Source organism: Streptosporangiales bacterium (genome assembly GCA_009379825.1).
GTDB lineage: Bacteria > Actinomycetota > Actinomycetes > Streptosporangiales > WHST01 > WHST01.
Window position 1 is genome coordinate 1 of the sequence record WHTA01000119.1, and the last position, 11266, is coordinate 11266.

Below are 11266 nucleotides of genomic sequence, written 5' to 3' on the forward strand. Positions count from 1 at the left end.
CATTACGCGGCCAACCTGATGGCCACCACACCGAAGTCGTCGTGGGGCTGGGTCAAGGCACTGCTGCACTCGATCTACGACCAGCCCGACGCCGAAGCCGTGCACGCCCAGTTCGACCGCGTCACAGACGCCCTAGCCGACAAGCTCCCCACCCTCGCCGACCACCTCGAGCAGGCACGCGCCGACATCCTCGCCTTCACCACCTACCCCAAGGAGGTCTGGCGGCAGGTCTGGTCCAACAACCCCAACGAGCGCCTCAACCGCGAGATCCGCCGCCGCACCGACGTGGTCGGCATCTTCCCCAACCGGGACAGCATCATCCGGCTCGTCGGCGCCGTCCTCGCCGAGCAACACGACGAGTGGGCCGAAGGCCGCCGCTACCTCGGACTCGACGTCCTCGCCCGAGCACAAGCAGTCGACACCACCCACGAGGAGGTGACCCAGCCAGAACTCCAGGCAGCGCTCGTGTGGCCGGCGCTCACCCAGTCGTGCACTGCCGTGTCGGGACGGCATCGCGTCCGTGTACGCGACGCTCGTGCGGGTGAGCAAACCGGCGAGACGCAGAAGAACTGGAACCGCGACCGCGGCGTCCTCACTGGTCAGGCCCCTTGGCGACCTCACGCCAGAACAACCGCTCCACGTCGCGGCGAAGCGACGGCTTCCCCGGCGACTTCATCGGCGCTCTGCCCGTCAACTCCTTCATCCAGCCCGCTGGCCTGCCCATCAACACCTCCACGATCGAGGCGTTGCGACGACCAGTTGAATCCGCCCAATACACCTCTAACGGCGTTCGCCGCCTTCTGCGCCGACAGCCTCGGCCGCACCGGCGTGTGCTGAGCGTCAACGCCGTCGCCGAGCCCTTCTTCGCCGCGCTGAAGAACGGCATGCACCACCGGCACACCTGGCCCACCCGAGCACGAGCACGGTTCACCGTCGCCGAGTACATCGAGGTCTTCTACAACCGCCGCAGGCTGCACCCCACCCACGCCTACCGCACCCCACACGAAGCACTCACCGACCACCAACACGCAGCAACCGCTGCATGACCAATAACCCGAGAAACTATCCAAATCCTTGACACAGCCCAGGTCGATCCGCCCGCGTTGCAGGCGTATCGTGTGAGGCGAAAGGAGGAGGTTGTCATGAACCTCTTCACCGTCCAGTTGCCCAACCAACCCGGCGAGCTGGCTCGGTTGTGTGAGGCCCTGGCCGCAGACGGGGTGAACCTCGAGCTCGGCGGCGTGACGACCGGAGAACGCGGCACCATCGTCTTCGCTGCGAGCGACGAGCCCGCCGCCAGCAGCGCACTGGACGCTGCGGGAATCCCGTTCGACACCCGTCCAGCTGTGCTCGTCCGCTGCCCCGACCAGCCGGGCGAGGGCGCGCGGTTCGCTCGGCAGCTGGCCAACGCGAACGTCAACATCGAAGCCCTGCTGGAGATCTCCATCAGCGAGGGACAGGTTGTGCTCGCCTGTCTCGTCGACAAGATCGACGAGGCACGTAGCGCACTCGGCGACCAGATCGTCGACTGACTGAGCCACGGACGTCGGCCGCGCTCAGCGCGTCACCGATGCCACGGTGCGAGCGCCCGGCCCGTCTGTCGCATGAGCATGTCGAGAGCGAACCCGAGAAGGCCAACAGCGATCATGCAGACGACGATCGGGTTGGGGTCGGCGTCGTACTGGTAGAACGTCAGCATCAACTGGCCGATACCTACGCTCGCGCTCACGTCGGACCCGACGGCCAGCTCCGCAGCAATGACAGAAGCCCAACCGAGTCCCATGCCCAGCCGTGCCCCGACGACGACGCCAGGCAAGACGCCGGGGAGAACCACTTGTCGCAGGATCGTCAGTTCGCTCACGCCGAACGTTCGGGCGACATCCACCAGACTCGGGTCGAGGTCGCGCACCGCCGCCGTGACGTTGAGGACAATCGGGAAGAACGCGGCGTAGGCGATGATGCTCACCGCGGACGCGTTGCCGGTACCCAACCACAGGATCGCGAGCGGAACGAGCGCGATCGGTGCGATCGGTCGGACGGACTCTATGAGTGGGTCGAACATCTCACGGACGACACGGAGGCGACCCATGAGCAGGCTGAGTCCGAGCCCGAGTCCGAGCGCGATGCCGAACCCGAGTAGCACACGGATCAGGCTGGTCGCCAACGCTTGCAACAGCTCGCCGTCGGTGAGTAGACGTAGCCCCGAGCGAACTATCGCCGCGGGATACGGGTAGGCCGAGCTGGGGGTCGAGTCCCGGCTCGCGAGGTACCACACCACCACCAGGAGGACAGGTAGGACCGGCGCCAGCACGGCCTGGCGGACGGCAGCGAAGTGGCGTCTCGTCACGGGGATACCTCGCCGTTGTGAGCCCACGGCGTCACGACCCGCTGTACGGCGAGCAGTACGGCGTTGGTCAACATGCCCAAGAAGCCGATGACGACGACGAACCCGATCATGCTCGGCGCCATCACCAGTGAGCGGTAGTACTCGATGGAGAAGCCGAGGCCACTGCTTGCGCCGACCAGCTCGGCGGCCACCAGGGACATCCATCCGGTGCCGGCGGCGATGCGTGCTCCGACCAGGATGGTCGGCAACGCACCGGGAATGGCGACGTGCACGACGGTGGCCGCCCTGCTGGTACCGAAGGTACGAGCAGCGCGTAGCAGGTTCTCGTCCACCTCCCGGACTCCCGCGATCGTGTTGAGCAGCAAGAGGAAGGATCACTTGATGCGAGTGCAGTTGCTCGGCGATCTAAGGGAGCCATCGCTCCCAGGTACGCGATCGCTTGTGTCCGCAGGCGGATCCGGTTATGAAGCGGGCGCGCGACTCGCGTTGGACCCAGCCATTCAGGTGTTCTTATCGTCCCAGCGTTCGTGGTGACGAGCTTGTTCCAGGCGCCGGCGGTTCCGCCAGCGGGAGCGTTCCAGATCCGGGGTGTCTTCGAAGTGGCTGACCGGGCCGAGGCACAGCCAGGCGACGGGGCGGATGTTGGCGGGAATACCGAGGAGATCTCGCACAAACGGCTCACGGTAGAACGACACCCAGCCCAGCCCCAAGTCTTCGGCGGTGGCAGCCAGCCAAAGGTTCTGAATCGCCAGGCACACCGAGTACAGCCCGGCATCGGCGATGGCATGCCGCCCCAGCACCGCCGGGCTTCCCCGCTGCGGGTCGTAGGTGACCACCAGCGACAGGCTGGACTCCAGCACCCCGTCGATCTTGATGCGGGCGAAACGGTTCGCTGTGGCCGTATCGAGCTGGGCGGCGAACACTTCCCGCTCGGCCTGCACGTGGTCGTAGAAGGCCCGGCGGGTGCGCCAGTCGCGGATCTCGATGAAATCCCACGGCTGGGTCAGTCCCACGCTCGGGGCGGCATGCGCGGCGGCGAGGACACGGTCCAGGACCGCCTCGCCCACCGGTGCGCCGGTGAACTGGGCACGTACATCACGGCGGCGGTAGACGACGTCGTAGAACTCGGGCATGGCAGGCTCCGCTGCAGTGTCGATCGCCGGCGCGGTGTTGCGAGACCGGTCTTCAGACTCCCGGATCGACAACTATCCGCCCGCCTTTCCAGACCAAGCTGGCCCAGTGGCTGCTCTCACAGGCATGGGCGTGCGCTTCCCGGTCACCGCGGCAGGCCCGGGCCGGAATCGCGCCTCTCGATTCTCGCCGCGCTGGGGCCTTCATTGACTCCGCTTCGCTGTCCAGCATGTCGGTGGTCGCTTGCGCTTTCCTCGGGTTGCCGGGGTAGTCGGTCGTCTATTGGTTCGCGATCGGGAGGTAGATCCGTGCGCCGTGGTCGGTGAACTCGGCCGACTTCTCTTCCATACCCGCTTCGATCGCCTCGACGCTGGTCAGTCCGTGTGCCTCGGCGTAGTCCCGGACATCCTGGGTGATCCTCATGGAGCAGAACTTGGGGCCGCACATCGAGCAGAAGTGCGCGGTCTTCGCCGGCTCGGCGGGCAGCGTCTCGTCGTGGAAGGACTGCGCGGTGTCCGGGTCGAGGGAGAGCCGGAACTGGTCCGTCCAGCGGAACTCGAATCGGGCCTGGCTCAAGGCGTCGTCGCGGGCCTGCGCGTGTGGATGTTCCTTGGCTAGGTCCGCGGCGTGCGCGGCGATCTTGTAGGTGATCACTCCGGTTTTCACGTCGTCGCGGTTGGGCAGGCCCAGATGCTCCTTGGGCGTGACGTAGCACAGCATCGCGGTGCCGGCCTGTGCGATGGTCGCCGCCCCGATCGCGGAGGTGATGTGGTCATAGCCCGGCGCGATGTCGGTGGCCAGCGGTCCGAGGGTGTAGAACGGCGCCTCGTCGCACCACTGCTCCTCCAGCCGCACGTTCTCCGCGATCTTGTGCATCGGGACGTGGCCAGGCCCCTCGATCATCACCTGCACGTCGCGTGCGCGGGCGATCGCGGTCAACTCTCCCAGGGTCTTCAGCTCGGCGAGCTGCGCCTCGTCGTTGGCGTCGGCGATGGAGCCCGGCCGTAGTCCGTCGCCGAGGGAGAACGTGACGTCGTAGGTGCGCAGGATGTCGCAGAGCTCGGCGAAGTGCCTGTAGAGGAACGACTCGCGATGATGCGCGAGACACCAGGCCGCCATGATCGACCCGCCGCGGGAGACGATCCCGGTGACCCGCTTCGCGGACAGCGGCACATAACGCAGCAGCACCCCGGCGTGCACAGTCATGTAGTCCACGCCCTGCTCGCATTGCTCGATCACGGTGTCCCGATAGACCTGCCAAGACAACTCCGCCGGGTCTCCGCCCACCTTCTCCAGCGCCTGGTAGATCGGTACCGTGCCGATCGGCACTGGGGAGTTACGGAGGATCCACTCCCTGGTGGTGTGAATGTCGCGGCCGGTAGACAGGTCCATCACGGTGTCTGCACCCCACCGGGTAGCCCACACCATCTTGTCCACCTCCTCCTCGATCGAGGAGGTCACTGCCGAGTTGCCGATGTTGGCGTTGACCTTCACCAGGAACCTCTTGCCGATGATCATCGGCTCGGCTTCGGGATGATTGCGGTTGACCGGGATCACCGCCCGGCCGCGCGCCACCTCGCAGCGAACCAGCTCGACGTCGACGCCCTCGCGGATCGCGATGAACCGCATCTCCGGGGTAACGACCCCGGCGTTGGCGTAGGCGACCTGGGTGACGGCGCCGTTGACCGGCTCGCGGGCGGCGATCCAGCCCGTGCGCAGCCCCGGTAGACCCGCCCGGATGTCGATGGGTGCGTTCTCGTCGGTAAAGGGGCCGGAGGTGTCATAGGAGTCGAAGTGTTCGCCGTTGGTCAACTCGACCCGCCGCACCGGGACGCGGATGCCGTCCGGGCCGTCGAGGTAGACCTTGTTGGAGCCTTGGATAGGCCCGGTGGTGATCGTCGGAGACACCGAGGTGTTCTGCGGAGCCGTCATGGCGTTCTCTCCCTACGTCGGCATTACCCGGACAGGTTCAGGCGGTCGGCGGCACTCGCTCCTCTCCATGGAGAAGAGAAAGCCGCCCTCTCAGCCCGCTTGCGGTGCGGGCTCCCGTGGTTATGCACTTGTCGCCGGTGACCCTAGCCGCCACCGCCCAGTCGTGCAACGGGAGGAGATCGGCTTGCCCACGCCCACTGCTGCCTCGAGATGGGGTGGTCTGCGTTGACAACCGCCTCACAAGAGGGGGAAGCCCAGTCATTACGCCAAGGATTGAGGATCGGTGGGAATGGAGTTGCTGATCGCCACCAACCCCGGCCGGACTCGCGGCTACCGTTCCTGCTGTGCGTCCCGCTCGCGGACGGGATCCGCAAACGGACAGGTCAGCTGTCAATAGGCGAGGCCCGCCGGGGTGAGCCGGTGGGTGGCTTGATCGTGGCCGGGGTCGCAGGTGAGCTCGACGGCGGTTGTGCCTACCTGCTTCTGGGTGGGCATCGGGCTGAAGTCGTGGAGGAAGGTGGCGATGTCAGTCGTGTCGCCTGCGTCGTTCGCAGATGAGGAAGCCGCTGCTGAGGACCGCGATGACGAGGCCGATCAGGAGGTGGGTGGTGTGTCGTTGTAGGAGCGACTGCTGAGCCTGTGGCCGTCCGGTCGCCGTAGGTGGTGTGCTCGTGGCGGCGCTGGTGGTTGCCGACGAGGTCGGCGACGTGGCCGTGACAGCGCTGTCGCGTACGGTGAAGGTGAAGGTGCCGTCGACGGGATGCCCGTCGGCCGAGACCACGCGCCATCCCACGCGGTACCTGCCGGCGGCCGGGAACGGCCGGATCCGCTGCGTGACGTTCGTGTCCGTGACGTCCGGCTTGCCGACGTTCACCCGGTCGCCGGCTGGGTCGGTCACTACGACCCGGGCGAACTTCGCCTGCACCGCTTCGTTGAAGGTGAGGGTCACGGTGGGGCGCGGCTCGGTCACTGTGCTGCGTGCCTTCGGCGCCGTGGCGGTGAGCACGCTGTGCGCCGCGGCCGGCGGGGCCGTCGCGGGCGTCGCAACGGCGATGCCCGCGACGACCGCCAGTACCGCGGCGGGTAGCCGTCGGATCACGGCGTTGTTGTCCTGCGTCGGCGCACGAGCACGGCGGCGACGAGTGCGACTACCGCGACCGCGACCGCGCCGAGCACCCGCGCTAGCGGGTCGGGACCGCTGGTGTCGGTCGCCGTCGACGCGTCGGCGGGTTCGCTGGCGTCGTCGCCGCCGTGTTTGTCGCCGGTGGCCTTGGCGAACTCCAGCACCGGCGCCGGGCGCTCCGGTTCCTTGCCGTGCTTTTCGGGCTGGTTCCAGTTCACCGTCGTGCCATCGGAGTACTCCTGTGCGGCGGGCGCGACGAGCTCGCCGCCGCTCTTCGGCAATGGTCCCACCGACAGCTGGAACTCGTCGAACGAGCCGGGCGGGATGCCTGGCCGGGCTTGGCCTTCCACGTCACGGTCGTGACCGCCTTGGTCAGCTTGAGCCCGTCGTTCTCGACCGGCTTGCCGAGCTTGGTCTCCTCGGCGCTGACGGTCCAGCCCGGCTTCTGCATCGTGCTGACCGACGCGAACGGCATGTCTTCTGGCAAGTGCAGGGTCAAGGCGACCGTGTCGGCCTTCGGTTCCTCGTTCGGCACCCTGAAGACGAGCTTGCCGTAGCCGCCACCGACGGCGTCGGGCGACGAGACCGTCACGTGGGCGGATGCTGCCGGCGCGAACGCTGTGGCCGCGAGCACGCCCGCCACACCCGCCGCGGCCGCGCGCAGCATCCATCTCTTCATCATTTCGAGCACACCTCTCCTGCCGCACCCGCTCGCGGGCACGGCCGGTCATGTCTGCTGAAGACCCTTGGCGAACTGGCCGCAGTCGCCAGAGACCGCGATGTGCAGGTGATGATCGAGGGTCCCGGTCACGTGCCGATGCACAAGATCGCGGAGAACGTCCGGCTCGAGGAACAGTGGTGCGGCGAGGCGCCGTTCTACACCCTCGGCCCGCTGGCCACCGACATCGCACCGGCCTACGACCACATCACCTCCGCGATCGGCGCGGCACAGATCGCCTGGCGTGGCACCGCGATGCTCTGCTACGTGACCCCGAAGGAACATCTCGGTCTGCCCGATCGCGACGACGTCAAGACCGGTGTCATCGCGTACAAGATCGCCGCGCACGCCGCCGATCTCGCCAAAGAACACCCCAGGGCGCAGGACTGGGATGACGCGCTGTCCAAGGCGCGGTTCGAGTTCCGCTGGGTCGACCAGTTCAACCTGTCCCTCGACCCCGACACCGCACGCGCCTACCACGACGAGACACTGCCCGCCGAACCCGCGAAGACCGCGCACTTCTGCTCCATGTGCGGCCCGAAGTTCTGCTCCATGAAGATCACCCAAGACGTCCGCGCTTACGCGGAAGAACACAACCTCGCCACCGTCGACGCCATCGAGGCCGGCATGAAAGACAAAGCCGAAGAGTTCACGGAGGCAGGCAACAAGATCTACCTCCCGATCGCCGGAGACTCTGACCGCCGAGCCCGCTGACCACCAAGGCCGAGGTCCTCACCTCGACTCAGCGGAGCCACCTCGAGCTGCTTACGGGTGGAGCCAGCTCGGGTTGACATCGCCGCACTTACCACGCGGCGGTGCTCGACACCCGAGGATGGCTGCTCGGCAGCCGGCAGTCCCCGGGTCGACAAGCCCGGCTATGAGCGGATGCTGACGTGGATGCGCTCCTTCGGACACCTGATCCACGTCGGTGTCGAGGGCGCCGGCAGCCGCGGTGCCGGGCTGACCCGCCGACTGGGTGCCGCTGGCGTGTCCGTGGTCAAGATCAACCGCCCCCACCGGCGCACCCGCCGTCAGCGCGGTAGGTCCGACCCGATCGACGCCGAATCGCGGCCCGCGCCGTCCTCTCCGGCGAGGCCACCGCGGTCCCCAACGGACCGCACCGGCATCGTCGAAGCCATCCGCGTGCTGCGCGTCGCCCCTGACGGTTGCGTCAAGTCCCGCACCGCGCGTTGAACCAGCTCAAAGATCTGGTCACCACCGCTGCGCGAGCTGCTCTCGTCCGAGCGGCCAAGCAGTGTGCACGGCTGCGACCCGACCCGAACCAGCTCCACGATCCGCCACGAGCCACCATCGCGCGACGGGCCCCCGCACGTTCGTTGCTAACCCCGCTTCGCGGTCTCGGTGTGCGGCGCGGCCGCCGGTGCGTCCTGTCGGACAGCTCGGCGCGGCCGGAAGAACAGCACGGCCGTGGGAACGATGTAGGCGAGCCAGACCACGACCTGGAGTATCGACGGGTCGGGGTCGAAGTTGATGGTGCCCTCGAGGAGCGTGCCGTACCACCTCTCCGGGTCGATGATGCCGGTGAGGTCGTACGCCTTCGCGTCCTCGCCAGGGATCAGGCCCGCCTCCTGCAGCTCGTGCCAGCCGTAGGCGAACACGCCGGCGGCGATCACGATGAGGAAGCCGCCGGTCCAGGTGAAGAAGGACTTGAGGTTGACTCGCACTGCGCGGTTGTAGAGCAGGTAGGCGAGCACGATGGCGGTGAGCAGGCCGAGGGTGGCGCCCAGCAGCGGCACGGCCGTCTCGCCGGAGCGGGTGATGTTGGTCCAGAGGAACAGCGCTGTCTCGAGGCCCTCGCGCGCGACCGCGACGAACGCCACTGCCGCCACCGCGAGCGCGCCGATGCTCAGTGCGCGTTCCACCTGGCCCTCGAGCTCAGCCTTCAGTAGGTGCGACGTGCGACGCATCCAGAAGATCATCCAAGTGACCAGGGCAACGGCGACCAGTGAGAGCACGCCACCGAACGCTTCCTCGGCCTCTTCGGACAGCTGGGTGGCGGTGAGCGTGAGCGCGCCGGCAAAGCCGAGCGCGAGCACCACGGCGGCGCCGACGCCGATGGCCACGGCGCGCAGCCGGTCGCGGTGCCCGGTCTTCACCAGGTAGGCGACGAGGATGCTGACGATGAGCGCGGCCTCCAGGCCTTCGCGGAGTCCGATCAGGAAGTTACCGAACACGGGAATCCTCCAGCCCCCGTGTAGCAGTTGGTTAGGTGAACCTAAGAAGCGATGATTAGGTGAGGCTAACCAAAGGCGCGGTCCCCTGGCAAGCCTGTCCGGGCGTCCCGGCCCCGACAACGCCGGGACGCGCCAGTACTGCCAGCTGGTGTGGTCCGGCACGCAAGATCAGGAGGCGGAACGCGAGTGAACCAGTGGTTGAAGCCGGTACGAAGAGCACCGGCTCGAACCTGGTGGATAGGGGCCGGGATTCCATGTCTGCGGACAGTGCATCGCTTCGCCCAGGCAACCGATGCCGAACAGCTGCGGCCGCGGGCCCAGTCTCGCGGCAGCAAGGTGGATCCGTTCAAACCGTATCCGCACGAACGGTTCAACGTCGGCACCACCGACGCCGTACTCACCGCCGAGCTCAAGACGATGGGGTATCGCGGCAGCGACCAGACCGTCCGCCGCTACTTCCACCCGCTCCACGCAACCCTCGTCGCCCCACCAGTAGCATCCGTGCCACCGACGGCGTGGCAGGTCACTGGCTGACCCGCCACCCCAACAGCCTGAATGGGCTGTGTCAAGGATGTTGGACAGTTCCTCGGCGCGCTGGTCAACATGGGTGGCGTAACTCTGGCGTAACACAACGGCGGTACGTTGCTGCCATGGAGGAAGACGCCGTTGATGTCGAGCGAGCCGAATCCGTGCGGGACCTGCGGCGGCGGAGAACATCCGCTGACTGGGTGTCGTCGCGGCCGCGCGCGGAGCGGGCGCGGCAGGTAGCAGACGTGTTGCGCCAGCAGATCACCTCCGGCCAGTTCCCGGACCGGGTGCTACCCGACGAGCGCGAGCTGGCGGCGGAACTCGCGGCGTCGCGTAACGCGGTGCGGGAGGCGTTGGAGCTGCTGCAGCGCGAGGGTTTGATCATTCGGCGGCGCGGTGTCGGCACGCTGGTGGTGATGCCGCAGTACGGGCATGGTCTGGATCGTCTGGCGGGGCTGGCCGAGACGCTGATTGACTACGGTGCGGTGACCAACGAGGTGCGGATGGCCGAGGTACTGGCCGTCCCGCCGCCGGCGATCGCAACGCGGCTGCGGCTGACAGCGGGCGCGGGTGTGGTGCGTCTGGAGCGGCTGCGTCGGTTGGACGGGGTGCCGCTGTCGCTGGATACCACGTATCTGGTCGAGGACATCGGGCGCGAGGTGCTCTCGGGCGACCTGGTCGGGCGGGACGTGTTCGCGTTGATCGAGGAGGTAACCGGGTGCTTGTTGGGACGGGCCGAGGTGGCGGTGCACGCGGTCAGCGCCGATCTCGACACCGCTGAGCTGCTGGAGATCCCCGCCCGGTCGGCGGTGTTCGCGATCGAGCGACTCACGTATCTGTCCGACGGGCGTCCGGTGGATGCCGAGTCGCTACGAATCCGCGCCGATCGCTTGACACTACAGGCCACCCTCCACCGTGGGCATCCTCCCGTGATCAGCTGACAACGCCTCTCTCCTCCGAGCGCCCCGATTGCTTCTTGTGTTGCTGCTGGAGGTCGCTGTACCGGCGGCTGTCTCGACCCACTTCCGTGAGGCGGCGGACGACCGCCGAGCGGGTCTCGCTCGGCTACCTGATCGCTAGCGCCTGGCACCCCTCGGACATGCGTAGTGCCCTACCCTCAGGCAGGTGATCGGGGCAACAGCTGCCACCTACCCAGCTCCGCTGCCATGCCACAACTTCTACTCGGTCAGCACGCCCAGGTCGGCCGTGGTCGACACGAGCGGGGTGGCTCGAGCTGAGATTCCCCGGCGCTTCTGCCAAGCCGCCGGGATGAAAGACCCTAGCTGCCGTGG

The 11266-nt window shown here is 67.4% G+C and carries 11 protein-coding genes, 2 pseudogenes and 2 riboswitches; of the genes and pseudogenes, 6 read left to right on the forward strand and 7 right to left on the reverse strand.

The window, feature by feature from the left end; all coding sequences use genetic code 11:
• From GEV07_29185 to GEV07_29195, 3 genes and pseudogenes are all read left to right on the forward strand, one after another.
• A pseudogene (locus tag GEV07_29185) lies at window positions 1–435 on the forward strand (IS256 family transposase).
• A gap of 395 nt (window positions 436–830) precedes the next feature.
• On the forward strand, window positions 831–1046 hold the full coding sequence (locus tag GEV07_29190; protein ID MQA06606.1) for an IS3 family transposase: 216 nt from the start codon (window positions 831–833) through the stop codon (window positions 1044–1046).
• 96 nt (window positions 1047–1142) lie between these two features.
• Window positions 1143–1532, forward strand: coding sequence for an amino acid-binding ACT domain-containing protein (locus tag GEV07_29195; protein MQA06607.1), 390 nt, complete (start codon window positions 1143–1145; stop codon window positions 1530–1532).
• Window positions 1533–1564: 32 nt separating this feature from the next.
• Here GEV07_29195 and GEV07_29200 read toward each other — a convergent pair whose 3' ends face one another.
• From GEV07_29200 to GEV07_29225, 6 genes are all read right to left on the reverse strand, one after another.
• Complete coding sequence (locus GEV07_29200) at window positions 1565–2311, reverse strand: ABC transporter permease subunit (GenBank protein ID MQA06608.1); 747 nt, start codon at window positions 2309–2311, stop codon at window positions 1565–1567.
• Window positions 2312–2343: 32 nt separating this feature from the next.
• On the reverse strand, window positions 2344–2712 hold the full coding sequence (locus tag GEV07_29205; protein ID MQA06609.1) for an ABC transporter permease subunit: 369 nt from the start codon (window positions 2710–2712) through the stop codon (window positions 2344–2346).
• Between the two features lie 135 nt (window positions 2713–2847).
• Entirely contained in the window at window positions 2848–3480 is a 633-nt protein-coding gene (gene bluB, locus GEV07_29210) for a 5,6-dimethylbenzimidazole synthase (protein MQA06610.1), read from the reverse strand.
• Between the two features lie 49 nt (window positions 3481–3529).
• Window positions 3530–3674, reverse strand: a riboswitch (cobalamin riboswitch).
• 83 nt (window positions 3675–3757) lie between these two features.
• On the reverse strand, window positions 3758–5410 hold the full coding sequence (gene thiC, locus GEV07_29215) for a phosphomethylpyrimidine synthase ThiC (protein ID MQA06611.1): 1653 nt from the start codon (window positions 5408–5410) through the stop codon (window positions 3758–3760).
• Window positions 5403–5538: riboswitch (TPP riboswitch) on the reverse strand. (Overlaps the previous gene by 8 nt.)
• A gap of 398 nt (window positions 5539–5936) precedes the next feature.
• A complete protein-coding gene (locus tag GEV07_29220; GenBank protein MQA06612.1) occupies window positions 5937–6746 on the reverse strand; it encodes a hypothetical protein in 810 nt (269 codons plus the stop codon).
• On the reverse strand, window positions 6506–7264 hold the full coding sequence (locus tag GEV07_29225) for a DUF1775 domain-containing protein (protein MQA06613.1): 759 nt from the start codon (window positions 7262–7264) through the stop codon (window positions 6506–6508). Before GEV07_29225 ends, GEV07_29220 begins: the two co-directional genes overlap by 241 nt.
• Window positions 7265–7269: 5 nt before the next feature.
• On the opposite strand from GEV07_29225, the pseudogene GEV07_29230 reads away from it, so the two are divergent.
• Window positions 7270–7965: pseudogene (locus GEV07_29230) on the forward strand (phosphomethylpyrimidine synthase).
• A gap of 626 nt (window positions 7966–8591) precedes the next feature.
• Here the strand turns inward: GEV07_29230 and GEV07_29235 are convergent.
• Window positions 8592–9446 carry an iron transporter gene (locus GEV07_29235; protein MQA06614.1) on the reverse strand — a complete coding sequence of 285 codons (855 nt, stop codon included), beginning with the start codon at window positions 9444–9446 and terminating at the stop codon, window positions 8592–8594.
• Between the two features lie 336 nt (window positions 9447–9782).
• On the opposite strand from GEV07_29235, the gene GEV07_29240 reads away from it, so the two are divergent.
• On the forward strand, window positions 9783–9980 hold the full coding sequence (locus tag GEV07_29240) for a hypothetical protein (protein ID MQA06615.1): 198 nt from the start codon (window positions 9783–9785) through the stop codon (window positions 9978–9980).
• Between the two features lie 116 nt (window positions 9981–10096).
• Window positions 10097–10915, forward strand: coding sequence for a UTRA domain-containing protein (locus GEV07_29245; protein ID MQA06616.1), 819 nt, complete (start codon window positions 10097–10099; stop codon window positions 10913–10915).
• The last annotated feature ends 351 nt before the right edge of the window (window positions 10916–11266 follow it).